This window comes from Streptomyces sp. NPDC052109 (assembly GCF_040680195.1).
Taxonomy (GTDB): Bacteria; Actinomycetota; Actinomycetes; order Streptomycetales; family Streptomycetaceae; genus Streptomyces.
The window spans coordinates 233,029-257,282 of sequence record NZ_JBFAWF010000004.1 but is presented as its reverse complement, the minus strand read 5'-3'; the positions used below and the strand labels follow the sequence as shown (position 1 = coordinate 257,282).

At 73.8% G+C, this 24,254-nt stretch carries 25 protein-coding genes and 4 pseudogenes; 10 read left to right on the top strand and 19 right to left on the bottom strand.

What is annotated here, in order from left to right:
- Positions 1-46: 46 nt before the first annotated feature.
- The 6 genes from AB0L59_RS12165 to AB0L59_RS12140 form a co-directional block, all read right to left on the bottom strand.
- Complete coding sequence (locus AB0L59_RS12165; RefSeq protein ID WP_365581967.1) at positions 47-826, bottom strand: TIGR04222 domain-containing membrane protein; 780 nt, start codon at positions 824-826, stop codon at positions 47-49.
- 97 nt (positions 827-923) lie between these two features.
- A complete protein-coding gene (locus tag AB0L59_RS12160; RefSeq protein WP_365581965.1) occupies positions 924-1,697 on the bottom strand; it encodes a DUF4142 domain-containing protein in 774 nt (257 codons plus the stop codon).
- A 355-nt stretch (positions 1,698-2,052) separates the two neighbouring features.
- Positions 2,053-3,390 carry a DUF692 domain-containing protein gene (locus AB0L59_RS12155; RefSeq protein WP_365581963.1) on the bottom strand — a complete coding sequence of 446 codons (1,338 nt, stop codon included), beginning with the start codon at positions 3,388-3,390 and terminating at the stop codon, positions 2,053-2,055.
- 90 nt (positions 3,391-3,480) lie between these two features.
- Positions 3,481-4,089, bottom strand: a complete 609-nt coding sequence (locus AB0L59_RS12150) for a TIGR03086 family metal-binding protein (RefSeq protein WP_365581961.1) — start codon at positions 4,087-4,089, stop codon at positions 3,481-3,483.
- 73 nt (positions 4,090-4,162) lie between these two features.
- The gene (locus AB0L59_RS12145) at positions 4,163-4,801 is read right to left on the bottom strand and encodes a TetR/AcrR family transcriptional regulator (RefSeq protein WP_365581960.1); all 639 of its coding nucleotides are present in this window, start codon (positions 4,799-4,801) and stop codon (positions 4,163-4,165) included.
- Positions 4,802-4,810: 9 nt separating this feature from the next.
- Positions 4,811-5,527 (bottom strand): peptidyl-tRNA hydrolase, encoded by a 717-nt coding sequence (locus AB0L59_RS12140; RefSeq protein ID WP_365581959.1) that lies wholly within the window; start codon positions 5,525-5,527, stop codon positions 4,811-4,813.
- 105 nt (positions 5,528-5,632) lie between these two features.
- Here AB0L59_RS12140 and AB0L59_RS12135 point away from each other — a divergent pair, with 105 nt between their 5' ends.
- Positions 5,633-6,535, top strand: a complete 903-nt coding sequence (locus AB0L59_RS12135) for an ATP-binding cassette domain-containing protein (RefSeq protein ID WP_365581958.1) — start codon at positions 5,633-5,635, stop codon at positions 6,533-6,535.
- The gene (locus AB0L59_RS12130; RefSeq protein ID WP_365581957.1) at positions 6,532-7,203 is read left to right on the top strand and encodes an ABC transporter; all 672 of its coding nucleotides are present in this window, start codon (positions 6,532-6,534) and stop codon (positions 7,201-7,203) included. Before AB0L59_RS12135 ends, AB0L59_RS12130 begins: the two co-directional genes overlap by 4 nt.
- Here the strand turns inward: AB0L59_RS12130 and AB0L59_RS12125 are convergent.
- The 10 genes from AB0L59_RS12125 to zapE form a co-directional block, all read right to left on the bottom strand.
- Positions 7,195-7,377, bottom strand: coding sequence for a hypothetical protein (locus AB0L59_RS12125; RefSeq protein WP_365581955.1), 183 nt, complete (start codon positions 7,375-7,377; stop codon positions 7,195-7,197). The two genes, AB0L59_RS12130 and AB0L59_RS12125, sit on opposite strands and share 9 nt — an antisense overlap.
- A gap of 18 nt (positions 7,378-7,395) precedes the next feature.
- Positions 7,396-8,241, bottom strand: a complete 846-nt coding sequence (locus AB0L59_RS12120) for a polysaccharide deacetylase family protein (protein WP_365581953.1) — start codon at positions 8,239-8,241, stop codon at positions 7,396-7,398.
- On the bottom strand, positions 8,238-8,690 hold the full coding sequence (locus tag AB0L59_RS12115; RefSeq protein ID WP_365581952.1) for a hypothetical protein: 453 nt from the start codon (positions 8,688-8,690) through the stop codon (positions 8,238-8,240). The genes AB0L59_RS12120 and AB0L59_RS12115 overlap by 4 nt, the downstream gene beginning before the upstream one ends.
- A gap of 416 nt (positions 8,691-9,106) precedes the next feature.
- A complete protein-coding gene (locus AB0L59_RS12110; RefSeq protein WP_365581951.1) occupies positions 9,107-10,003 on the bottom strand; it encodes a PPK2 family polyphosphate kinase in 897 nt (298 codons plus the stop codon).
- 46 nt (positions 10,004-10,049) lie between these two features.
- Complete coding sequence (locus tag AB0L59_RS12105; RefSeq protein ID WP_365581950.1) at positions 10,050-10,619, bottom strand: YbhB/YbcL family Raf kinase inhibitor-like protein; 570 nt, start codon at positions 10,617-10,619, stop codon at positions 10,050-10,052.
- A gap of 10 nt (positions 10,620-10,629) precedes the next feature.
- Positions 10,630-11,430, bottom strand: coding sequence for a slipin family protein (locus AB0L59_RS12100; RefSeq protein ID WP_365581949.1), 801 nt, complete (start codon positions 11,428-11,430; stop codon positions 10,630-10,632).
- Between the two features lie 140 nt (positions 11,431-11,570).
- Complete coding sequence (locus AB0L59_RS12095) at positions 11,571-13,049, bottom strand: SulP family inorganic anion transporter (RefSeq protein ID WP_365581948.1); 1,479 nt, start codon at positions 13,047-13,049, stop codon at positions 11,571-11,573.
- Between the two features lie 8 nt (positions 13,050-13,057).
- Positions 13,058-13,636, bottom strand: coding sequence for a carbonic anhydrase (locus AB0L59_RS12090; RefSeq protein WP_365581947.1), 579 nt, complete (start codon positions 13,634-13,636; stop codon positions 13,058-13,060).
- An 87-nt stretch (positions 13,637-13,723) separates the two neighbouring features.
- Complete coding sequence (locus tag AB0L59_RS12085; RefSeq protein WP_365581945.1) at positions 13,724-14,119, bottom strand: hypothetical protein; 396 nt, start codon at positions 14,117-14,119, stop codon at positions 13,724-13,726.
- 164 nt (positions 14,120-14,283) lie between these two features.
- Positions 14,284-15,387: a cell division protein ZapE gene (zapE, locus tag AB0L59_RS12080; RefSeq protein ID WP_365581943.1), complete on the bottom strand. Its 1,104-nt coding sequence runs from the start codon at positions 15,385-15,387 to the stop codon at positions 14,284-14,286.
- A gap of 37 nt (positions 15,388-15,424) precedes the next feature.
- Here zapE and AB0L59_RS12075 point away from each other — a divergent pair, with 37 nt between their 5' ends.
- A complete protein-coding gene (locus AB0L59_RS12075; protein WP_365581941.1) occupies positions 15,425-16,285 on the top strand; it encodes a pyrimidine reductase family protein in 861 nt (286 codons plus the stop codon).
- Between the two features lie 131 nt (positions 16,286-16,416).
- On the top strand, positions 16,417-16,890 hold the full coding sequence (locus AB0L59_RS12070; protein WP_365581939.1) for an indole-3-glycerol phosphate synthase: 474 nt from the start codon (positions 16,417-16,419) through the stop codon (positions 16,888-16,890).
- Here the strand turns inward: AB0L59_RS12070 and AB0L59_RS12065 are convergent.
- Positions 16,887-17,093, bottom strand: a pseudogene (locus tag AB0L59_RS12065) (integrase core domain-containing protein); the annotation flags it as partial. The gene AB0L59_RS12070 and the pseudogene AB0L59_RS12065 sit on opposite strands and share 4 nt — an antisense overlap.
- On the opposite strand from AB0L59_RS12065, the pseudogene AB0L59_RS12060 reads away from it, so the two are divergent.
- The 6 genes and pseudogenes from AB0L59_RS12060 to AB0L59_RS12035 all read left to right on the top strand — a co-directional run.
- Positions 17,093-17,475: pseudogene (locus AB0L59_RS12060) on the top strand (helix-turn-helix domain-containing protein); the annotation flags it as partial. The pseudogenes AB0L59_RS12065 and AB0L59_RS12060 sit on opposite strands and share 1 nt — an antisense overlap.
- A 42-nt stretch (positions 17,476-17,517) precedes the next feature.
- The gene (murC, locus tag AB0L59_RS12055; RefSeq protein ID WP_365581937.1) at positions 17,518-18,906 is read left to right on the top strand and encodes a UDP-N-acetylmuramate--L-alanine ligase; all 1,389 of its coding nucleotides are present in this window, start codon (positions 17,518-17,520) and stop codon (positions 18,904-18,906) included.
- Positions 18,907-18,920: 14 nt separating this feature from the next.
- The gene (gene msrB / locus AB0L59_RS12050) at positions 18,921-19,328 is read left to right on the top strand and encodes a peptide-methionine (R)-S-oxide reductase MsrB (RefSeq protein ID WP_365581936.1); all 408 of its coding nucleotides are present in this window, start codon (positions 18,921-18,923) and stop codon (positions 19,326-19,328) included.
- Between the two features lie 479 nt (positions 19,329-19,807).
- Entirely contained in the window at positions 19,808-21,085 is a 1,278-nt protein-coding gene (locus AB0L59_RS12045; RefSeq protein WP_365581935.1) for a vanadium-dependent haloperoxidase, read from the top strand.
- A 516-nt stretch (positions 21,086-21,601) separates the two neighbouring features.
- The gene (locus tag AB0L59_RS12040; protein WP_365581933.1) at positions 21,602-21,784 is read left to right on the top strand and encodes a hypothetical protein; all 183 of its coding nucleotides are present in this window, start codon (positions 21,602-21,604) and stop codon (positions 21,782-21,784) included.
- A 96-nt stretch (positions 21,785-21,880) separates the two neighbouring features.
- A complete protein-coding gene (locus AB0L59_RS12035) occupies positions 21,881-23,191 on the top strand; it encodes a SpoIIE family protein phosphatase (RefSeq protein WP_365581932.1) in 1,311 nt (436 codons plus the stop codon).
- A gap of 21 nt (positions 23,192-23,212) precedes the next feature.
- On the opposite strand, the pseudogene AB0L59_RS12030 reads toward AB0L59_RS12035, so the two are convergent.
- Together AB0L59_RS12030 and AB0L59_RS12025 are read right to left on the bottom strand one after the other, a co-directional pair.
- A pseudogene (locus AB0L59_RS12030) lies at positions 23,213-23,923 on the bottom strand (ATP-binding protein); the annotation flags it as partial.
- Positions 23,921-24,227: pseudogene (locus AB0L59_RS12025) on the bottom strand (response regulator); the annotation flags it as partial. The pseudogenes AB0L59_RS12030 and AB0L59_RS12025, both read right to left, overlap by 3 nt.
- Positions 24,228-24,254 lie beyond the last annotated feature (27 nt).

Here is a 24,254-nt window from a genome sequence, read left to right as displayed (position 1 = left end):
CGTCCGGCCGGTGTCGGCGCCAATGCCCCCTGTGCGCCCCCCGCTCTCACTCCCGCCAGGGCTGGTCGCGGTGGGTGAAGGCGGCGCGGAGCTGCGGCTCGCCGATCGCGCGGATCCCGCGTACGGCGACCGAGGTGAGGAACGACCGCTCGTCGCCGGCCGGCCTGCGCACGAGCGCGCCCAGCAGCCGCTGCCCGGCCGGGGAGGCCCAGCGCGCGTAGGGATGCACCTCGAACCGGGCGATGGCGAGGCAGCTCAGCGACAGGACGAGGGGCAGCGCGAACCACAGGCCGACCAGCAGACGCGGCGTCCCGGTCTGGGCGGGCAGCAGCAGCGCGGTCACGCCGAGCGCGGCCACGGCCGACGCGGCGGCGCGCACCTGGCGCACGGCCGCCCCCACCGTCGCGCCGGCGCCGTCGGGGACCGCCAGACCGGCCCGCACCAGCCCGTCGGCGAGCCGCCGCACGGCCTCGGCGCCGGCCGCCCGCGCCCGCGCGGGCGCGATCCGCGACTGTCCCTCCGGCCCGATGGCGCCTATGACCGACTGCTCGATCTCGTCGCGGCCCCGCGGGTCCACCACCGTGGCCCAGCCTGTGTGCGCGAGCAGCAGGCGCCGCTGACGGGCCATCGAGACCATCGTCACGTCGGCGACCCGGGCGGGGCCGCCGGACAGGAAGGCCGCCTCGTAGAGCGTCAGCTCGTGCTCCTGTTCCGCCGGCGCGGCATCCGCGTCCAGGGCGGCGGAACGGACGGCCGCCAGGCACAGCCGGGTGCACGCCGTACCGGCGAAAGCCCAGGCCAGGAGCAGGAGAAGGACCCAGAACATGACGCGTTTCTATGCCAGGGACCTCGGTGAGCGCCATGCCCTGTTCATCATCCGGACACAGTGTTGGCGGTATGTGACGTTCCGCTTTGGGTCCAGGTCAGGAACGGCTCGTCCGCGGCGGCGGGCTGGTGGTGGCGGGCGGCATGGAGTACGACTCGCTCGGCGAGGGCGTCAGAGGCACGGCGGCACTCGGATCGACGGCCGGCGGGGTCGGCACGGGCGTGGGTGAGGCCGCCAACTCGTCGGCGAGCGCGGCGAAGTCGACGTAACCGGTCGCTTCCAGGGCCTTGATGTGGTCCAGGATCGTCGCGTTCGCGTCGTCGGCGAGATCGCGCACCAGGGAGTTCTGGGTGCCGGCCCGGACCTGCGCGATCAGTGCGAACACCCGGCCGTGAGCGAGCCGCACGAGGCCGGCGAACCGGCGGTCGAAGTCCTGGCCCTGGGCCGTCCTCAGGGTGTCGAGCCACTGCGTCTGCTGCGCGTCCGGCACGTTGGGCAGCGGCACGCCGAGCTGGGTGGCGACGGTGCGGACATGGGCGTCCAGCGAGGTGTGCCCGTCGACCAGGTGCTGACCCGCGGTGCGCACGGCCGCCGTCGTTCCCTTCCGCTCCGCCAGTTCGCCGGCGGGAAGCTCCCACAGCCCCGCCAGCCGGACCTTGGTGATCAGATCCCGGTCCTGTGCGGACAGGGGGCCGTACGGGGTCGTCACGGTCTGCGTGCTCAGCACGGTGGCGCCGGCCGCCGGGCTCGGGCGGTCGGCGTACGACCAGAGCGGGTAGAGCAGCGCCGCCGCGGTCGCCGCGAGGGCCGCGATGACGAGGCCTGTGCCGCTGAATATGCCTCGGCCCTTGATCGGGGGTCGGGGTCGCATGGCGCCTCCTGTAGCGCGCCCCACGCGAATGTGCACGGGGGCGGGTGCGGCTTGGCATATTACTGCGGTTCCGTGCGGGGCTCGGGCCGCGTACGCCTGGTCGCCGTGCGGGTGCGGTGTGTGCTGTGGGGGCGGGTGCGGTGCGGGGGTGGGTGCGCGTCGGTGCCGCCGGGCCGCGATGGATCGGCGGGCGGCGGGTGCGTCGGGGCGGGGCGCGCGGTGCCCCGCGTCCGTTGGCGGGAGCGCTCCTGACCTCGAGCAGTCGTGCCGCTGTCGGCGGCACGGGCGGGGCGCGGGGGTGCCGCCGCTGGGGAGGCACCCCCGCGCCCACCCCGGTGAGCGTCCCCACCCCCGCTCAGTGCCGGTGCCGTGTCAGCACCCTCCGTGCCGCCCGCGCCGCCCGCGCCGCCCGCCCGCCGGACGGCCTCGGTGCCGGCCCCGCCCGGTCCAGCCACCACTCCCGCAGCTCGCGCCGGCCCCCCGGGCCCTCCGGCCGCCCGGACTCCAGCAGGTGCCCGGCGAAGTCCAGGGCGTCCCGTCGGTAGCCGCCGGTCATCGGCCGCAGCCGGGCGTAGTCCAGGAACGCCGCCCGGTACCCCTGGCCGAGCATGTCCGGCAGTTCGGGTGCCACCTTGGCCACCACGTCGGCCCGCTTCGAGGCGAGCGCCCGGGCCTGCACCCCCATGCGCACCCGGTCGAACCCCTCGGGCACCGGCGTCCCGGCCACCAGCGAGGACAGTACGGCGGCCTGGGCGACCCCGAGCCGCTCCCGTGCCCCGACGACCGGCCGGGCCGGCGCCGCATCACCGCCGCCCGCCGCTCCACCGTCGGGGTCGGCTGCCCCGTCCCGGTCCTCGTCGGCCCGGTCGCGTCCCGCCCTCACCGCCTCCCGGATCATCGTCAACTCCCGTTCCAGCTCGGCCGGTTCGGGAAAGTTCTCGTCCCGTTCCAGCAGCACGCCGGCCGGTGCGGTGCGGGAGGCGAGCTCCGTCAGGATGTCGAGCACCGGACGCGGCACGGGGTGGGCGTGGCTGTCGTGCCAGACGCCGTCACGCTCGAAGCCGCCCGCGACATGGACGTAGGCGATCGCCTCCACGGGCAGCGCGGCCAGCGCCTCGGCCGGGTCCTCGCCCCGGTTGACATGGTTGGTGTGCAGGTTGGCCACGTCGATCAGCAGCCGCACGCCGGTGCGCTCGACCAGTTCGGACAGGAACTGCCCCTCGGTCAGCTCCTCGCCAGGCCAGGAGAACATGGCGGCGATGTTCTCCAGGGCCAGTGGCACGGGAAGGGCGTCCTGGGCGATGCGGACGTTCTCGCAGAGCACGTCCAGGGCGTCCCTGGTGCGCGGCACCGGCAGCAGGTGACCGGCCTCCAGTCGCGGGGAGGCGGTGAGTGGGCCGCCCGCGCGGACGAACGCGAGGTGCTCGGTGACCAGCGGCGAGCCGAGGGCCTCCGCACGCTCCGCGAGGGCCGACAGCCGGCCCTCGTCGGGGCGGTCGGCGCCGCCCAGCCCGAGGGAGACGCCGTGCGGGATCACGGTCACCCCGTGTTCGCGCAGCCGCAGCAGCGATGCGGGCAGGTGACCGGGGCAGACGTTCTCCGCCACGACCTCCACCCAGTCGATGCCCGGCATGCGCTCCACGGCGTCCGCGATCTCCGGCCGCCAGCCGATGCCCGTGCCCAGTCGCCGCATGGCGCCTCCCCTCCCTCGAATGCAGGGGGTATGGCCCCGGCGACCGGACCCGAACCTCCTCCGTGTCGTGTTCAGAGCAACATTTGAGCTTCAGCGTCGCGCCGGCCACCGCCGCGGACTGCGCCCCAGCAGCCGCAGGGCCTCCTCCAGGGGGCCGGTCCCCTCGGGCACCTCCAGTGCCGGGGCGAAGGGGAAGCCCGGGCCGCGCCGGGCGGGATCGGCCGGCACCTGACGGGCCACGGCGAGCGCGGCGACCAGGACGTGCTCGGGGAGTTCCACGGCGACGCCGAGGGCGGCGGCGACGTCCCAGGCGTGCACGACGTGGTCGACGAAGTGGAAGCTGACCGCCTGTCCGCCCGGGAACGCGGCGCCCAGCTCCGGGAGCGCGAACTCCCTTTCCCGCACGCCCGGTTCGGCGAAGGCCGAGAGCACCGAGGCGGCGGCCGCCCGGTGTGTCCGGGCCGGCTCGCTCATGTCCGCCGGCTCCCGCCAGTACCCGGCCTCCCGCCCCGCTCCGCGTGCCGCGGCGGCGAAACCGGAGTGCTGTGCGCTCATGTGCGCGACGAGCTTGCGCAGGGTCCATCCCGCGCAGGGGGTGTCCCGCGTCCAGTCCGCGGGCGTGGCAAGGTCCACCACGCGTACGGCCTCCTGGACGGCGATCCGGTCGAGTTCGACGAAGTCCGCTCCGGTGAAGGTCATGACCCGAGCCTAAAACAAAGCGAACGATCGTGCTTATTTTTTGGGAGGCGTGGTCCTCCAACTCGTCTCGACTTCAGGAGACTTGAGGCAGGGGGATGCCGTCCGCGGCCGCGCCGCTCAACCGCCGCGCGATGGCCACGCGCGCCCTGCGGTACGCGGTCTCCTCGTCGTGCAGCACCGACAGGGCGTTCGCCGTCTCCAGCAACGCGACCACCTCGAAGGCGAGTTGCGGGACGTCCGCGTCGGCGCGCAGCTCACCCGCCGTACGGGCCTCGTCGAGCGTGCGCTCGACATGGTCCGACCAGTCGCGCTGCGCGCGGACCACCGCGTCGTGCACCGGCCCCGTCCGCGCGTCGAACTCGGCCATGGCGCCGTAGAAGAAGCAGCCGCCCGGGAAGACCCGGTCGCGCGAGTACTGCAGCCACAGCTCGCACAGCCGCCACACCCGGCCGACGCCGGCCGGGGTCTCGGCCGCGGGCCGGATCACCCGCTCGGAGAAGATACGCGCCGCCTCGCGCACGGTGGCCAGCTGCAGTTCCTCCTTGGAGCCGAAGAGCGCGAACACCCCGCTCTTGCTCAGCTCCAGCTCGGCGGCGAGGCGGCCGACGGTGAGCGCCTCCAGGCCCTCGACCGAGGCGATGTCCACCGTGCGGCGCAGCACCAGGCGGCGCGTGCGGTTGCCCCGTTCGACCCGCCCGTCGACCCGCGTCATCGGCCCCTCCTAGCGCAGCGCGGGGTGGTCCGCGACGACCGTGCAGCTGCCGGGGGCGATCTCCGTGAAGCCGGCGTCCCGCACCACCGGCAGCCCGCCGCCGGTCAGCCGGGCCCAGTCGGCGGGGTCGGCCGTGCGGACGGCCAGCGCGTAGCCGGCGTCCCGCCAGGCGGCGCGCTCCGCGTCCGACAGCGCCCACCAGGCCAGCTGGGCGCCGTGCCCGGCCCGGGCCATCGCCTTCCCGGCCGACATCTCCAGCTCCGGGTTCAGCCACAGCACGGGCTGCGCCGGGTCGGCGGCCGCGGGCGGCTCCGGGTCGTCCAGCTCGGTGCCGGACACCTGGAGCTTGGCCAGGTCCTTGGGCCAGCCGTCGAGCGGGATCGGCGGGAAGACCCGTACCTGCGCGGACCCGCCGGGCACAGTGATCCCCGGCAGCGTCTCGGCCCGCCGCCACTCGGCGCCCCGGGCCCGCCGGACGACCTTCCGGATCCGCGCGTCCTCCCAGCTCCGCACCGCCTCGGCCCACTCGCCGTCGCCCTGCGCCCGCTCGTCCCCGAGCAGCACGAGCACCGCCCGGGCGGCCGTCTCCAGCGCGTCGGTGCGCGCGGGCGGCGCGTTCCGCTCGATCCGCACGACAAGGGGCAGCACGAACTGGGGGGCATCGTCGCGAGGGCTGCGCTCGGCCTGGAAGGGACTGGCTCCGGGGGCGGTGGAAACATGGCTCACGACAGCCCACCCTAAGGGGCGCGGGGAACTGCGTGACCGGCCGCAGTCGTCTCGGACCCCGGACCCTTGATCAGCTTCTGCGGCGGGACCGGACAGAATCACTCCATGCAACGAGACCTACGACTGACCGCCGTAGGCCGCCGCTACGGCATCCGCGGCCCCTGGGTGTTACGAGGCGTCGACCTCACCGTCACCCCCGGAACCCTCACCCGCATTGAAGGAGCGAACGGCACCGGAAAGTCCACCCTGCTCCGCCTGCTCGCAAGGCTCGACGCCCCCAGCGAGGGCCGCGTCACCGGCCACCCGCGCACGGCGTACGTCCCGGAGCGGTTCCCGTCGGCGCTCCCCTTCACCGTCCTCGGCTATCTCACCCACCTCGGCACGGTGCACGGCCTGAGCCGCCGGACGGCACAACGCGCGGCGGGCGTGTGGCTGGAGCGCTTCGGCGCCGGGGCGTACGCCGCTACGCCCATGGCCCAGCTGTCCAAGGGCAGCAGTCAGAAGGTCGCCGTCGCCCAGGCCCTGCTCGGCGACCCGGAGCTGCTGGTGCTGGACGAGGCGTGGACGGGCCTGGACGCGGCGGCACGGGGGGAGCTGGAGCGGGCGGTGGCCGAGCGGACCGCCGCCGGGGGAGCGGTGGTGTTCGTGGACCACGACCCGCGCCGGCTGGCCGGGGCACCGGACGCGACGTACACCGTGCTCGGCGGCGGGCTCAAGCACCGCACGGCCGACGGGAGTTCACCGGCCGGGCCGCTCACCCTCGTCACCGTGCGGGGGCCGGCCGGCGGGCAGTTGGCGCCCGACGCCGCCCGGACGGCCGCCTCGGTGGAGGAGACCACGCCCGGCGTGTACCGGCTCGCCGTCCCCGCCTCCCACTCCGACGTCGTCCTGCGCGCCCTGCTCACGGCCCGGCCGCCCTGGCACGTCGTGAGCGTCGCCCCGCCCCCCGGCCTCACCCCGGCCGCCGGAACCCCCGCCCCGCCCGCCGACCCCGGAAGCCGACCATGACCGCACTCCTGCGCTACCAGGCCGACCTGTTGGTGCGCTCCCAGCGCTGGCTGCCGCCGGTGATCCTGTACGCCGCCTTCCTGGCGGTCGGCGTGCAGAGCGGCCAGCCCGTCCTCGACTCCCTCGGCTACACCGCCGCCGGTCTGCTCCCGGTGGCCGCCTGGCTGGCGCGGATCTGTGTCACCGCCGAGCCGGACGCGGCCCGCGCCTGTGTCGCCGCCGCACGCGGCTCCGCCCGGGCGCACCTGGCCTGTCTGCTGACGGCGCTGCTGGCGGCGGTGGCGCTCGGGGTGCTGGCGACCCTGGTGATCACGCTGATCAGCGATCCGGCGAGCAACGGCCACCGGGTCCCCGTACCCCTGCTGAAGGCCGGCGCGGCCGGGCTGCCGGCCACGCTCACCTGCGCGCTGCTCGGCGCGGCCGTCGGGGCGCTCACCAACCGGCCGCTGCTGCGCTCCACCGGCCGCGCCGTGCCCGCGATGCTGCTGGGCGCGCTGCTGGCGGTGGTGCTCACCGGCTCCCCGGCGCAGGCCGCGGTCAGGGGCCTGGTCACCGGCTCGCAGACGGGCCGGGCGCCGGTGCCGCTGCTGCCGCTGGTCGGGGCGGCCCTGCTCACGGCGGCGGCCTTCGCCGTGGCCGCCGGGCTCGCCACCCGCAGGTCACCCTGAGCAGGCGGCGCGCTGCGCCTCGAGCCACTCGCAGCTCGGGCAGAGCGTGATGCCCTTGTACGACTCCGGATACTCCGTCGGCTCCCGGCACAGCACGCACTCCGCGTACGGCGGCCCCTCGGCCTTCGGCGGCCTGGCCGCCCGGGCGACCGTGCAGTAGTCCTCGTCGCTCATGCTTCCGGCGTAGGACGCTCAGTGATGTTTGCTGGTCTCGCCGATGAGCTCGGAGACCTTCACGAACCGGTAGCCGCGCCTGCGCAGTTCCGGTACGACCGCGCGGACGACCTTCTCGGTGGTCGGGGCCGCGCTGCGGGTGCAGTGCATGATGACCACCGAGCCGGGCTTCACCCCGTCCAGCACCTGCCGGGTCACGGCGTCGGCGTCCTTGGCGAACGCGTCGCCGCTCACCACGTCCCACTGCACCGCCGTCACCCCGGTGCCGCTCAGCGCGCGCAGGGCCTGCTGGTTGTAACAGCCGCCGGGGAAGCGGAAGTACGGCAGCGCGTGCGGAACACCCGCACTGCGCAGGGAGGCATACGCCCGTTCCACGTCCTCGCGCATCTCGCCGGGATCCAGGGTCGGCAGGCCGTAGCACTTCGCGGTGAACGCGTAGTGGCTGTAGGAGTGGTTGGCGACCTCGAACTGCGGGTCGTGGCCGAGGCTGCGGGCCTCGGTCGGGTACTCGTCGGCCCAGCGGCCGGTCATGAAGATCGTCGCCGGGACCTTCAGTGTGCGCAGGGCGCCGATGAGGCCGGGGTTGTCGAAGTGCTCGCCGGCGGCCGCGCGGGGCCCCTGGTCGGCGGTCATGTCGGCGTCGAAGGTCAGCGCGACGGTTTTGCCCAGGGTTCGTGGGCCGTGCTCGAAGACCGGTGTCAGGCCGCCGGGGCCCGGGACCAGCACCGGTGGACGCGAGGCGGACCGGGAGGCCGGGGCGGACGGCCCGGCCGGGGCCTGCCGCGCACTGCCCGCGGTACCGCAGGCGGCGAGCGCCACGCCCAGGGCGCAGACGGCGGTGATACGGCGTACTTGTGGGATCACCGTACGAACGTAGGGCTGAATAGCCGCTTGTATATCGATATGCCCGATGACGCGGCGGCAGGGTCACCCTTGCGGCGGCGACCCCGGCGCCGCTCGGGACGGCTTCGGTTCCGTGGGCCGCCGTTCGACGGCCCGGCCGGCGTCGCCGGTATCCGGTCGGGTTCGAGGAAGAGGCCCGGCCAGGGCGTTCCCCGGTCGCCGCGGCCCGCCCGGAGCGCGACGCGGCGCAGATACCCGACGAGCGCGGGCGGGGTGTCCGGGTGGCCCGGCAGCCACAGCAGCTCCCGCGAGATGTCGCCGAGGCGCTGCCGGGTGACTTCGACGAGGTGGCGGCCCGTCCACGCGTCCTGCCGGGCATAGTCGAGGACGGTGCCGCGCAGCGCGGCGCGCCCGGTGCGGCTGATGACCCGCAGGAAGGCCGCCAGGTGTTGGCGGCGGCGTTGCGCCACTTCTGGCGCGGCCTGGAAACCATCGGTGTGGCAGACCGGTGCCCGGGGGGGTGGAGACGAAGAACCGGCGGACGTCTCGTCAGCCTGGCCCCCGGCAGCACGCCCCGCGCCCGTCGCGTGCCGCGACCGTGCCGCGCCCGCAGGGCCGCGAACACGGCGGCTCTACTCAACTCCTGGGGTTTCCAGGGTTTCCATGGCAGTTGGGGCCAGAGTGGCTCCTCGGTGCGCCTGCCCGGTCCGGTGCTCGTGCGGGGGTCGGCGCCGAGCCGCCGTCGCCTGGGGCTCCTCAGCGAGGGCGCGTTCCGCCGGGGGCATCCCAGGACCGCCCGACGCCCTCGCGGCGGAGGCAGAAGCGCGTCTCCGCCGCCCCGGGCATCATGCCGAACGGCGGGACAGCGCCGGGCCCTGCTGTCTGTTCACGCGGTCCGCGCGGGGTCCGGGCCGGGCAGCGGCGGCTCCGTCAGCAGCCGCTCCCGGCACTCCGCCGCGTCGAAGTCGCCCTTCGGGTACCGCGGGTCGAGTTCCTCCAGGTGCTCCAGCAGCAGGCGGCTGATCGCCCAGTTCCGGTACCACTTGTGGTCCGCGGGGATCAGGTACCAGGGCGCGTACGGTGCCGCGCAGCGCTCCAGGGCCAGTTCGTACGCCTCCTGGTAGGCGGGCCACAGGGCGCGCTCGTCGATGTCGGTGGGGTCGAACTTCCAGTGCTTGTCGGGGCGGTCCAGGCGGCGCAGCAGCCGGCGCCGCTGTTCCTCGTAGGACAGGTGCAGGAAGCACTTGATCACGGTCACGCCGTCCTCGGCGAGGGACCGTTCGAAATCGTTGATGAGGCCGTGGCGGCTGCCGACCTCGGCCGGCGCGACAAGATGCCGTACGCGGGCGATGAGGACGTCCTCGTAGTGCGAGCGGTCGAAGATGCCGATCTCACCCTGCCGGGGCAGGGCCGCGCGCACCCGCCACAGGAAGTCGTGCCGTCCCTCCTCCTCTGTGGGCGCCTTGAACGCCCGGATCCGGCAGCCGGACGGATTGAGGTGGCCGGTGACGTGCTTGACCGTGCCGCCCTTGCCGCTGGTGTCCATGCCCTGGAGCACCAGCAGCACCCGCCGGCGGTCCCCGGCCGTGCCCGCCGCCCACAGCCGTTCCTGCAGCCGGGCCAGCCGCTTGCCCGTGCGCACGGCGTCCTCCTGGGCCGGCCTCTTCCCACCGGGGGCACCGGGAGTGGCCCGCGTGTCGTACGCGGACAGATCGACCGGCTCGCCCGGCGGGAGCCGCAGCGCCTCCCGGAGGTCCTCGCAGCTCCTCTTCGTCACGGCCATCCCTTCCCTCCGTTGCCGACGGACGCACGACGGGACCGTCGCGGCACTATCCGCGGCCGTAGCGGCCCGTCAACGTCCCCATGGCGAGCGTGTGCCCCGAAAGAGCCCGCAACAGCTCGGCCGGCGAGGCCCCCGCGGCGAGCGGGACGCGGCGGTCCGCGGCGTACACCGTGAGGACGTAGTGGTGCGGCCGGTCACCGCGCGGCGGGCAGGGCCCGGCGTACCCGGTCTTCCCGAAGTCGTCGCGCCCCTCTCTGGCGCCTCGCGGATGCTCCCCCGCGGACAACCGTGTGGTGTGCGGGTCGATGTCCCACGCCAGCCAGTGCGTGAACGTGCCGTGCGGGGCGTCGGTGTCCTGCAGGAGCAGGGCCAGCGCGGCCGTGTGCGCGGGTACGCCGGTGAGGTCCAGCGGAGGCGAGACGTCGGCGCCGTCGCAGGTGTGGCGGCGCGGGACGGTGCCGCCGTCGGCGTACGCGGAACTGGTGACGGTCAGCCGGCCGGTCGCCGCGGCGGGGGACGCCGCGTGCGGCGACGGCGCGGCGGCCGGACCGCTGCCGCTTCCGCACCCCGTGGCGACGGCCATCGCGGCCATGACGGTCACCCAGCTTCTGCGCATGCCCGGCACGCTAGCCGGAGCGCAGCTCACCGTCACCGTTCGGCACGCCTTGCCGGTTGCCCCGTTCCAGGAAGTGCAGCAACTCCACCGGGATGGGCAGCACCAGCGTGGAGTTCTTCTCTGCGGACACCGCCATCACCGTCTGGAGCAGCCTCAGCTGGAGAGCGGCCGGTGTGTCGGCCATCTGCTGGGCGGCCTCGGCCAGCTTCTTCGAGGCCTGGAGTTCGGCGTCGGCGTTGATGATCCGGGCCCGGCGCTCCCGGTCGGCCTCGGCCTGGCGGGCCATGGACCGCTTCATCGTGTCCGGTAGCGAGACGTCCTTGATCTCGACCCGGTCGACCTGGATGCCCCAGCCGACGGCCGGGCTGTCGATCATCAGCTCCAGGCCCTCGTTGAGCTTCTCGCGGTTGGAGAGGAGATCGTCCAGGTCGCTCTTGCCGATGATCGACCGCAGGGAGGTCTGGGCCATCTGCGACACCGCGAACTTGTAGTCCTCGACCTTCACCAGGGCGCTCGCCGCGTCGACCACGCGGAAGTAGACGACCGCGTCCACACGGACGGTGACGTTGTCGCGGGTGATGCCCTCCTGGCCCGGGATCGGCATCGTGACGATCTGCATGTTGACCTTGTGCAGCCGGTCCACGAACGGGATCACCAGGGTCAGGCCGGGCTCGCGCTCGCCGCCCGCCACCCGGCCGAGGCGGAAGAGCACGCCTCGCTCGTACTGCTTCACGATCCGCGCCGCCATCGCCAGGTAGACCACGGCGGCCGAACCCGCCGCCGCCACGGCGCCCAACAGCTCCTGGAGCATGGTGACCTCCTCGCGGAGAGGTCCGTTTTCATCCGCTGCTGTCACCATATGCCCGGGGTGAAGCGGAAGCCACAGGCTCCGCCCGGGACCGGGCCGGGATGCCGAGGGGCGTCGGCGTCCCGGCCCGGAGACAGCGGCCGTCAGCCGGCCGGCGCCGTGACCCGCACCGGCTCCGTGCCCGCCGCGCTGTGGCGCGCGGCCCAGTTCCCCAGGGCCGTACGGCAGGCGTGGTCCAGATGGTGCAGGCCGGACAGGTCCAGGCGCACCGGGCGGTCCCGGGGCAGCGACTCCAGGCTGTCCAGGATCTTCGGCAGCCGCAGGAAGGTCGCGTTGCCCGAGAGGTGGGCGTCGACCGGGCCCGCGCCCTTGTCGATGACCTCCAGCTTGACGTGGGAGGCCTGCCAGGCGGTCTTGACCACCGCCATCGCCAGGCCGATCAGCACGCCCTCGAACATGCTGACCGCCACGATCGAGACCGCCGTCACCGCCAGGATCAGCGCCTCGCCGCGGTGCTCGCGCCACAGCGCGGCCAGCGCCCGGACCGGGACCAGCTTGGCCCCCGAGTGGATCAGGATGCCCGCGAGCGCCGGGATCGGGATGTGGGCGAGCACGTCCGGCAGCAGCGCGGCGAACAGCAGCAGCCACACCCCGTGCAGCACACGGGAGGCCTTCGTGCGGGCGCCCGCCTGGACGTTGGCCGCGCTGCGCACGATCACCGCGGTCATCGGCAGCGCGCCCAGCAGCCCGCACACCGTGTTGCCGGCGCCCTGGGCGACCAGCTCCCTGTCGTACGCGGTGCGCGGACCGGAGTGCAGCCGGTCCACGGCGGCCGCGCTGAACAGCGACTCGGCGGACGCGATCAGCGTGAAGGCGACGACGGTGCCGACCGCGCCGACGCTCGCCAGCTCGCCGAACGCGCCGAGCGGCGGCGGCTGGACCGAGCCCAGCAGGCCCTGCACCTCGACCGTGGCCACCGGCAGGTCCAGCGCGAACGCGGCCGCCGTGGCGAGGCCGACCGCGGCCAGCGGGCCGGGCAGCGTACGCGCCCTCGCAGGGGCGTGCTGCCACAGCAGCAGCACCGCGATCGTGCCCGCGCACACCGCGAGCGAGGCCAGCGCCGTGCCGTCGCCGAGGGCGTCCCGGAACGCCCCGGGCAGCCCGGCGATCTTGCCGAGACCGGAGTCGGGGGCCTTGGCGGCCAGCGCCGGGTACAACTGCCCGGCGACGAGCACCAGTCCGATTCCGGCCAGCATGCCCTCGACGACGGAGACCGAGATGGCACGGAAGTAACGGCCCAGCCTGAGCAGGCCCATGCCCACCTGGAGGAGTCCGGCGGCGAGCACGATCGCGCCGAGCGCCGGCAGCCCGAACTCCTTGACCGCCTCGAAGACGAGCACGGTCATGCCGGCCGCCGGACCCGACACCTGCAGGCTGCTGCCGCGCATCAGCCCGGTGACGATCCCGCCCACGATGCCGGTGACCAGGCCGAGTTCGGCCGGGACTCCGGAGGCGACGGCCACGCCCACGCACAGCGGCAGCGCGACCAGGAACACGACGAGGGAGGCGGCGACGTCCTGCCGCAGATACGGGAACCGCGATATGAGGTTCTTGCGGGTCATCGGCGCGCTCACAGGGACTCGAAGGTGTCGGACTGCGGGCGGTGCGCCCGTACGGCGCCGGTGTGCACCTCGTAGTACCAGGCGTGCAGGCGCAGTTGACCCTCCGCCAGCTTCCGCTCGACGCACGGGTACGAGCGCAGCCGCAGCAGCTGGGTCAGGACGTGCGCCTGCACGCCCTCGGCGACCTCCGGGTCCTCGGCCTGGCCGGCCGGGCGCGGGGTCGCGTGCGCGAGCCAGTCGCGCACGGCGGGTACGGCGGTCAGGTCGTCGCCGCGCACCAGCGCGCCGACGGCACCGCAGTGCGAGTGGCCGCAGACGACGATGTCCCGCACGCCGAGCACCTCCACGGCGTACTCGATGGTCGCGGCCTCGCTGGTGGGGTGTCGAGAGGTGTGGGGAGGGACGATGTTGCCCGCGGTGCGCAGCTCGAAGAGCTCGCCGGGGCGGGCGCCCGTGATCAGGGCCGGGACGACCCGGGAGTCGGAGCAGGTGATGAACAGGACCTGCGGGGACTGGCCTTGGGCGAGCTTGGCGAACTCCTCAGGGCGCTGTCCGAACGTACGGGCGTTGTCGATGAGGGGCTGCATGTCTGTGAGTTCCTCCTGGCGCGCCTGCACGGGCGCGTCGGACTTGAACGACGGTCGTGGGGGGGGGGAGAGAGAGCGCGGCGCCGGTCAGCAGCGGAAGACCTGGAGCGCTGCCGGGGTGTGGGCTCTGGAGACTCGGGGAGCCGGGTCGTGCGCGGTGCGGGGTGTGTGCGACGGGCCCGTACCGGCCGCCCGGCCGGTTATGAGCGGGTCCGCCTGCGAGCAGCCGGAGGCCGTACGGCGCTGCGGGTCGCGCAGCCGCGGCAGGCCCACGGGAGCGCCCGAGCCGCCCGCGGCGTGGAGCATGGCCGCCCCGTCGCGCACCGGCTTCGCCGGGAAGGGCGTTTCGGGTTCGGCTTTGGCCTGGGGATGGCTGAGCGTGTGCGTGGTGGCGAAGGGACCCGTGGGTGCGAAGAGCTGGAGTGCGAGCAGCGCGGCGGCGAGCAGGGCGAGCACGGCCCGGGCCGTCGTACCTCGGAACATGCGACCCCCTTCCGCGGTTCGCGCGCCTCGCACAGGCCAAGCATTGGTCAATGATTGGTCAAGAAACACGTTAACCCTGCAAAGTCCTTTGCAGGGTCAACTGCGCGTCACGTGCGCGAGAGAGCGTGAAAAGCGTCGGTCGCGTGGCTGGATCCGGCCCTTGACTACGAGCGGACGAGACCCTTCGCGTCGCGGGCCAGCGCGGTGAGCCGGGAGATCGCGCGGAAGTACTTCTTGCGGTAGCCGCCGTTCAGCATCTCCTCGCTGAACAGCTTGTCGAACGGCAGCCCCGAGGCCAGCACCGGGACCTCGCGGTCGTAGAGCCGGTCCGCGAGCACCACGAGCCGCAGCGCGGTGGACTGGTCCGGCACCGGCCGCACATCGGTGAGGCACACCGCTCGCACCCCGTCGGTCAGCGCGCCGTACCGGCTCGGGTGCACCTTGGCCAGGTGCTCCAGCAGGTGCGGGAAGTCGTCGAGCGAGGCGCCCTGGGTGGAGTAGGCGGCCTTCGTGACCTCTTCGTCGGTGAAGGGCTTCGGGGCCTCGGGCAGACCGCGGTGGCGGTAGTCCTCGCCGTCGATGCGCAGGGTGCGGAAGCGGGCCGCGAGCCCCTGTATCTCGCGCAGGAAGTCGGCGGCGGCGAACCGGCCCTCGCCCAGCTTGCCCGGCAGCGTGTTGGAGGTGGCGGCCAGTGCCACGCCCGCCTCGACCAGCTTGCCGAGCAGTGTCGACACCAGGACCGTGTCGCCCGGGTCGTCCAGCTCGAACTCGTCGATGCACAGCAGGCGGTGGCCGGACAGGGTCTGCACCGTCTGCTGGAAGCCGAGGGCGCCGACCAGGTTGGTCAGTTCCACGAAGGTGCCGAAGGCCTTGAGGGAGGGCTCGGCGGGGGTCGCGTGCCACAGGGAGGCGAGCAGATGGGTCTTGCCGACGCCGTAGCCGCCGTCCAGGTAGACCCCGCGCGGGCCGGCCGGGGCCTTGGGCGCCTTGGTCCTGCCGAAGCCGAGGAAGCCGCGCCGGGCGGCGCCGGAGGCGTGCGCCCCGCCGAGCCCGGCCGCGAAGCCGTCGAGGACCCGCACGGCCTCGCTCTGGCTGGGCTGGCCGGGGTCCGGTATGTACGTCGAGAAGCGGACCGAGTCGAAGCGCGGCGGTGGCACCATCTCGGCGACCAGTCGGTCCGCGGGGACGTGCGGCTCACGGGCGCACAGGGAGAGGGGGCCCGCGTCGGTCAGGGGGCTGGATCCGGGGGCGGTGGTGGAGGACGACACGGTTATCCATGCTAAGCGCCGTGTCACACTGCACGACATGCGACGCCTGTTCCCTGTGACCGAAGAAACAGCAGCCCAGGCCCCCGGCGGGACGACCGAGCGGGAGGGGGCGAGGGGGGTCGCCGGGACCCGGATGCCGCAAGAGCACGGTGGCGCCGCGCTCGTCGACCGGGAGTGGACGCTCGCCGAGCTGGCCGCCGCCTACGCCTACCCGGAGCCGGCGCCGGGCGCCCCGCGGCCGTGGCTGCGGGCCAACATGGTCTCCACGCTCGACGGCGCCGCCCAGCACGAGGGGCGCTCCCAGCCCATCTCCAGCGCCTCCGACATGCGGATCTTCGGCACGCTGAGGGCGCTCGCGGACGTGATCGTGGTGGGGGCGGAAACGGTACGCCAGGAGGGGTACCGGCCCGCACGCGCGCGTGCGGAGTTCGCCGCCGCCCGAGCGGCCGCGGGACAGGACCCGGCGGCGGCGATCGCGGTCGTCACCGCGAGCCTGGAGCTCGACCTCTCGCTCCCGCTGTTCACCTCGCCCCTGGTGCCCACGCTGATCCTGACGGGAGCCGGGGCCGCCGCCGACCGGGTCGCCGCCGCCGAGAAGGCCGGCGCCAAGGTGGTGATCGCCGGCGAGGGCGCGGGCATCGATCCCGTGCGCGCGGTACGTGCCCTGGCCGGACTGGGCCACACCCGGCTGCTCACCGAGGGCGGTCCCCGGCTGCTCGGCCAGCTGATCGCCGCCGAGGTGCTGGACGAGCTGTGCCTGACCCTCTCGCCCACGGTCACCGCGGGCGACGCCCAGCGCATCGCCGGGGGACCGCCGATCGCCGTGCCGCACCGTTTCGAGCTCGTGTCCCTCCTCGAAGAGGCCGGTTTTCTGTTCGGTCGCTATCGCCGGTCCTGACATCAGTGGAATCTACCGCTCCGGTTAACTTCCGGAAGGCAGACTTAATCCGGCAGAACCCGTGCGATCACGGGGCAGGATGGTTTCCGCAGGGGCCTTGTCCGGGGCCCACGGAGGAGAAGAGGCGTTCGGTGTTCACCAGCGTTCTGATGATCGAGAAGGCTTTGACGTCCGCCGACGTCGAGTTCGTCACCACCTTGCACGGAGACGAGCCCGTCGCTTTCCATGTGCTCCTCCAGCCGCGCGGCGACCAGGCGGACCGCCTGCTGCGGGCCATCGACGACATCGCGCTCGGCGAGCTCGACGAGGCCGTCCGGGAACGGGAGACACCCGAGGGGGACGACGCGCGGAGCGTCGGACAGCAGGCACTGGACGTCTCCGTCCAGGCCCTGCGCTCCACGGGCAGCCGGGCCGAGGGGCGGATGGTCGAGGACCATCCGCTGGACGCGCTGAAGACGCTGGTCGCCGAGGCCGAAGCCGACGAGGTGATCGTGCTCACCGATCCCCACTATGTGGAGGAGTTCTTCCACCGGGACTGGGCCTCCCGGGCCCGCCACAAGGTCGGAGTGCCGGTGCTCAAGCTGTTCTCGCACAGCAAGGCCTAGGTCTGCTGTGCGGACAGGTCGGTGACGCGGCCGGCCGGGGTGTGGCCGCCGATGCCGGTGTGGGGCCGGTGGTAGTCGTACCAGTCCAGCCGGTCGGGGAACGCTGCCCGGCGTTCGAGGCGTGAGGTGCAGGGCCGGCGGCAGGCCCATGCCTCGGGCAGGGTGCGGTGGAAGCGTTCGACCTTGCCGCTGGTCTGTGGCCGCCGAGCTGCCGCCCTGGGCGCTCGAGCGGCTGGACCAGCCGCTGACCGTGGCGGACCTGGACCGCCGGGCGAACGTGAGCTCGCGCAACCTGGGCCGTCACATCGGGTCGGTGACCGGCACCACCCCGCTCCAGTGGCTGCTGACCCAGCGGATCCGCCGGGCCCGGGAACTGCTGGAGACCACCGACTCCGGCCTCGACGCCCTCGCCACGGCCACCGGCATGGGCACGGCCGCGACGACGCGCCGGCACTTCCGCCGCACGGTCGGCGTGCCCCGGACGCCTACCGGCGCACCTTCCGCTCCCGCACCCCGGTGCCGGACCCGCCGGCGGTCGCGGTCACGCCTTGCCCCTTGCGAGGCGCCCGGCGCCCGAGCGCATAGGCTAGGCCTGCTTCCGCACGTACCGTCTCTGGGGAGAAACGCATGGCACCCGGCCTTCCTACCGCCATGGACCGACCGCACTTCATCGGCATCGGCGGCGCCGGGATGTCGGGGATCGCCAAGATCCTCGCGCAGCGCGGGGCCGAGGTGGCCGGCAGCGACGCCAAGGAGTCGGCGACCGCCGAGGCGCTGCGGGCGCTCGGGGTCACCGTGCACATCGGGCACGCGGCCGAGCACCTCGCCGACGACGCGAGCTGTGTCGTCGTCTCCTCGGCGATCCGCAAGGACAACCCCGAGCTGGCCCGAGCCGCCGAGCTGGGCATCCCGGTGGTGCACCGCTCCGACGCGCTCGCCGCGCTGATGGAGGGGCTGCGCCCGATCGCCGTGGCCGGTACCCACGGCAAGACGACGACCACCTCGATGCTGGCCGTCTCCCTGACCGAGCTGGGCCTGGAGCCGTCCTACGCCATCGGCGGCGACCTGGACGCGCCCGGCTCCAACGCGCTGCACGGCGAGGGTGAGATCTTCGTCGCCGAGGCGGACGAATCGGACCGCAGCTTCCACAAGTACGCCCCCGAGGTCGCCATCGTCCTCAACGTCGAGCTGGACCACCACGCCAACTACGCCTCGATGGACGAGATCTACGAGTCCTTCGAGACCTTCGCCGGGAAGATCGTCCCTGGCGGCACGCTGGTGATCTCCGCCGACCACGAGGGGGCGCGCGAGCTGACCCGGCGGCTGGCGGGCTCGGTGAAGACGGTGACGTACGGCGAGGCCGAGGACGCCGACGTACGGGTGACGGCGGTCGTGCCGCAGGGGCTGAAGAGCCAGGTCACCGTGGTGCTGGACGGCCGGGAGCTGACCTTCGCGGTCTCCGTGCCCGGCCGGCACTACGCCCTCAACGCCGTCGCCGCGCTCACCGCCGCTGCCGCCCTCGGCATCCCGGCCGGCGGCCTGGCGCCCGCGCTCGCCGCCTACACCGGGGTCAAGCGGCGCCTGCAGCTCAAGGGGGAGGCCGCCGGGGTGCAGGTCATCGACTCCTACGCCCACCACCCCACCGAGATGACCGCCGACCTGGAGGCCATGCGGGCCGCCGCCGGCGACTCCCGGATCCTCGTCGTCTTCCAGCCGCACCTGTTCTCCCGCACCCAGGAACTGGGCAAGGAGATGGGCCAGTCGCTGGCGCTCGCCGACGCCTCGGTGGTGCTGGACATCTACCCGGCCCGCGAGGACCCGATCCCGGGCGTGACCAGCGAGCTGATCATCGAGGCCGCGCGCGCGGCCGGCGCCGACGTCACCGCCGTCCACGACAAGGCCGAGATTCCCGCCGTGATCGCGGGAATGGCGAAGCCCGGTGATCTGGTTCTCACCATGGGCGCGGGTGACGTGACCGACCTGGGCCCGCTCATCCTGGACCGCCTGTCGCAGTAAAGGGGCTGACGCTCATGTCGTACGACGTCGAGAAGCCGGACGAGCAGTGGCGCGCGGAGCTGAATCCGGCCGAGTACGCGGTGCTGCGCCAGGCCGCCACCGAACCGGCCTTCACCGGTGAGTACACCGACAGCAAGACCAAGGGCGTGTACTCCTGCCGTGCCTGCGGCGCCGAACTGTTCACCTCGGACACGAAGTTCGAGTCGCACTGCGGCTGGCCCTCCTTCTACGACCCGAAGGACACCGACGCGGTGGAACTGGTCGAGGACCGCTCCCACGGCATGGTCCGCACCGAGGTGCGCTGTGCCCGCTGCGGCTCGCACCTCGGTCACGTCTTCGAGGGCGAGGGGTATCCGACCCCGACGGACCAGCGGTACTGCATCAACTCCATCTCGCTGCGGCTGGCCCCCGCCGAGGGCTGACACGGGCCCGCCGGAGGCTCAGCTCGCCTGTCGGCGGAACTGCGGCGACGCCTGTGGGCGCCGCCCATGGCCACGATGCCGGAGTTGCGGCGTGGATCGGGTCCCCGCACGCTGGATCTGGCAACCGACCTTGATGACGTGAAGAGGTGATCGGGCAGCAGACCACGTGCGCCCGGTCAGCCCTCCGAGACGTTGGTGCGGGTGACGCGTGCCGGCTCATGTGCCGGTATCCCGGTGGGGCCGGTCGTGATTCTTCGCCGGCCGGTCCGGCCCGGGCATCACTCGGACGGGGACCGGCTTCGCAATCCCCGTCCCGCCCTGAAGCGGATGTCCGGAGTGCTTCTTCGCGGCACGCGCTGTGGACTCCCCGTCCGGTCCGTGGTGTCCGCTGAGCCTGGGGTCGTACACGTGGCCCACATGGTTGACGTGTACGACCACGGTCGCCACAGCCCGTCACCAGCGACAAGGAGCCACAGAAGATGGGTGGAAGGCAGAAGACACTCGCCGTCCTGACCGGAACCGCGCTGGCGGCCGGGCTCACCAGCCCCGCCTTCGCGGCCGGCGCCGCTCACTCGGCTGCCCCACCCACCGTGGCCACGGGATCGGGGACGTCGGTCGTGGAATGGAACCGTGAGCTCATCACCATCCTCGGCGATCCGAAGGCGCAGCCGGCCACCGTCCACCCCACCCGCGGCTTCGCGCTCCTCCAGGCTGCCGAGTACGACGCGGTGGTATCGATCACCCGGGCCGGTCCCGCCTACCTGTTCTCGGTGTCGGCGCCGCGAGGCGCTCGTGCCGATGCCGCAGCGGACCAGGCGGCCCACGATGTGCTGGTCGCTCTGTACCCGGCCAAGCGCGCGGGCGTGGACCAGCGGCTGAGCACCCAGCTGGCCGCGATTCCGGGCGGCTCGGGCAAGCAGGCGGGCATGGCTGTGGGAGCCGAGGTCGCTCGCCGACTGATCAGCCTTCGGTCCGGCGACGGGTCCTCGGCGAAGCCGCCGCGGTTCCGCCAGGGCGGCAAGGCCGGTGACTACCGGTCCACCCCTCCCGACTTCCCGGCACCGGTGTTCACCGGCTGGGGCTCGGTCAAGCCGTTCGTGCTGACGAGCGGACGCCAGTTCCGCCCTGTGGCGCCACCGGCCGTGAGCAGCGCCGAGTACGCCACCGCCTTGAACGAGGTCAAGGGTCTGGGGAGCAAGACCGATACCGCCCGCACCCCCGATCAGACCGCGGCCGCGAAGTTCTGGGCGGCGGCCCCCGTCTGGAACCTCTGGAACCAGATCACGCAGAACCTCGTCACCGCCCAGAACGCGAGCCTGGAGAAGGCGGTGAAGGTCTTCGCCCGGCTCGACCTGTCCCTCGCCGACACCACGATCGCGGTGTACGACGCCAAGTACGCCTACCGCGTATGGCGCCCCGTGACTGCCATACGGCTGGGCGGTACGCACTACAACCCGCGCATCGTCGGCGATCCCAACTGGGCTCCCCTGCTGACGACCGCCCTGGATCCGTCCTATCCCAGCGCTCACGCCGCCCTCAGCCAGGCGGCGGCGACGGCGCTCGCCGGGTTCTACGGCGCGCGGCGTCATCTCGCGGTGACCTCGAAGGGCATGTCCCGGACCTTTGCCGGCTTCCAGGACGCGGCCACCGAGGCGTGGCTCAGCCGGACCTGGGCCGGCCAGCACACCTCGATCGACAACCGTGCGGGCCGGCAACTCGGCAGTCAGGTCGCCGACTTCGTGGCAGGTCGTCTCTGAGCGTCCACACCGGGCGACATTCATGCGCCGCACGGCGGTGACCCGAATCCACGCGACGCGCAAGGATGGTCGGCGCCGAGTTGCGCCGTGCCCGAGGGCTGAACCGTTCGGCCGGGCTCTGTCGATGGAGCGAGGCCGGAAGCCGTCTCGATCGATCGACACTCCGAATCTGGCAAAAGAGATGCTCGACAGGGTGTGTCCGGTCGAAGATGAACGCCGTCGGACACCGGAGCGGGAGAGGCGGCGGAGCGTGGGTACGGACGGCCACCACGATCCGGGCACGGGGCTGCCCGAACCGCGCACCCGCTTACGCGGCGCGCGCGGGCCGCTCCGGGCCGGGAGGACGGCACGGATCCCGCTGTCCCGGCCGGACGTCACCAGGGTGCGCCGCGGTGCGTACCACGCGGCCCGGCGCCCTGCCTGCCCGAACCCGGCACCCCACCGGCCCGCCGGAGCGAGCCGGCGCATGCGACCCCCGCTCTGCCCTCCGCCCCTACGGCGATCCTCACCCGCCGGGTGGCCGCCGGGGACCGGGAGGGCGCCGAGTGGTTCGCCCTGCCGATCCTCGACGCGCGAGGCGCCGCGTACCGCGAGCCGACCGCCCTGACCTCGCCGGACGGCGCTCCCGGCCGGTTCGGGAGGGTGCTGCGGGGCCACGGACCGGTCCCGTACGGCACTCCGGCCCGGCCCCGCGGATGAAGGCCCGCGTCCTGGCATGGGGCTGCCGAGGGCGCAGGGATGGATGAGGCCGGTGCCCCACTCGCTCCGGTTTGAGATTCTGTGAGGGTGTTGGGTGTGGCGCGCTGGATCCAGTCCCGTCGCAGGCCCGTACCCGCCGACAGCGGCCCCCGCCGCGAGGGTGGCGGGGGCCACGAGGGCACTGTGACGTCCGCGCGCGCCGAGGACGTCGCGGAGGGCGCGCGGCTGAACACACTGCGGGAGGCGCTGGCCGGGATCGGCACGTCCCTGGACGAGGCCACGACCTGCGCCGAGTTGACCCGGGTCGCCGTGCGGCTGGCCGGCGGAACGGCCGCCGTGATCCGCCTGACCGGCCAGACCGTCTCCGGGTACGAGGCGATCACCGGGGACGCCGACGCGCTGCCCGACGCCCGCTGGGCCGCCGCGATGGCCCGGGAGGCGGACGTGCCCGCGCTCGGCACCCAGTCCGAGCCATGGACCGAGCATCTGGGTCCCACCCCGGCCCGGGTCGCCCTGTGCGCGCCGCTGCTCAGCGGCGAGGAGGCCTACGGGGTCCTGGTGTGGGCGCGCTCCGGGCAGCCGCTGCTGCGTACGGAGGCCGAGCTGGTCAGCCTGCTCGCCGAGCGCGCCGCCTCCCACATCCGGCACGCGCGCGCCTACGAGACCATCAACCGCACCGCCGGCGACCTGCAGCGTGCCCTGCTCGCCGAGCCCGGCCGCCCGCACCCCAACCTCGACGTCGCCATCCGCTATCTGCCGGCCGGCGGTGGCGTCCTGGTCGGCGGCGACTGGTGCGAGACCGTGCGGCTGCACTTCGGGCGGACCCTGCTGGTCGTCGGCGACGTCATGGGGCACGGCCTGGAGGCCGCCGTCGACATGAACGTCTACCGGTCCTCCCTGCGCTACATCGCCTCCGCCGACCTGCCCCCGCACCGGGTGCTGCGGCAGATGGACGAGATCTCCTCCCGTGAGGCCGACCTCAGGCCCGCCACCTGCCTGCTCGCCCGCGTCGACCCGGGGCGCCACCAGGTCACGCTGGCCAGTGCCGGGCATCTGCCGCCCGTGCTCATCACCCGGGACGGCGCGGCCTCTATCGTGCCCGTTCCGGTCGGACCACCGCTGGGCACGGGGCTCGGCGGTTACGAGTCGGCCACGCAGCCGCTGGCCGAGGGGGAGACGCTGCTGCTGTTCACCGACGGCCTGGTGGAACGCCGGGGCGAGGACATCGACCGGTCCCTGGACCGGCTGTCCGCGGTGCGCTTCCCGGGCGGGGAAGGGCTCGACGGCGTCCTGGACACCATCCTCGGCCGGCTGGACGCCCGGCACGCGGAGGACGACGTCGCCGCGCTCGCCGCCCGGCCGCACATCAGGCAGCAGGTGCCTTCGGCGGGCGCGGTCTCGCCGTAGCGGACCCGGTCGGGTGGCGGCCTACCGTCCGTCGTGGCCGCTCGCGACCACACATCCGGGCCGCGCGCCGGTACGGCCCCGCGTTCCCCGGGGAGTTGCCGCGGTTCCACCCGCTTCCAGCCGTACCGTGAAGACCGTCCACCCGTCCTCCCGGTCCAGCCGCAGGCCGCCGCCGTGGGCCTCCACCAGGGCCCGGGCCACCGACAGGCCCAGTCCGCTGCCGCCCCGGTCACGGCTGCGGGCCTTGTCCACGCGGTAGAAGCGGTCGAAGACGCGGCCCCGGTCGGCGTCCGGGACACCGGGGCCCGCGTGGGCGACCCGCACGCGCGCGCCGTCGGCCCCGCCCGAGACCGTGAGGGACACCTCCGTACCGGGCGGGGTGTGCACGGCCGCGTTGGTGAGCAGGTTGTCCAGCACCTGGCGGATGCGGACCGGGTCCAGGCACAGCCGTACCGGTCCGCCCTCGGCGCCCACGGCCAGCGGATGGCCGGGGTGGCCCGCGCGGAAGGCGTCCGCGGCCTCGCGCGCCAGCTCCGTCAGGTCGGTGTCCGCGCACCGCAGCGCCGTCTCGGCCTCGGCCGCGTCCAGGCGGGCGAGCAGCAGCAGATCGTCCAGGAGGACGCCCATCCGGGCCGCCTCGGCGCGCAGCCGGGCCAAGTGGCGGTCGCGTTCGGCGGGTTCGTTGGCGGCCGCGTACTGGAACAGGTCGGCGTAGCCGCGCACCGTGACCACCAGACAGTCGTCCCCGCCCCGGGTCAGGCCGGCCACCCGGTCGGCGACGCCGTCACGCGGTGAGGAAGACGACCGGCACCATCGTCCCCGAGCGGCGCAGCCCGTCCAGCACGCCGAACCCGTCCAGGTCGGGCAGCATCACGTCCAGGACCACGATGTCCGGGCGGAACCCGGCGGCCCGGGCCAGCGCCGCCTCCCCGGAGTGCGCGGTGACCGCCTCCCAGCCCTCGTAGCGGGCGACCGTGGCCACCAGGTCGGCGATCGGCGGGTCGTCGTCCACGACCAGCAGTCGTACGTTCTCCACTCGCTCATCCTGCGGCACCCGTTCGGC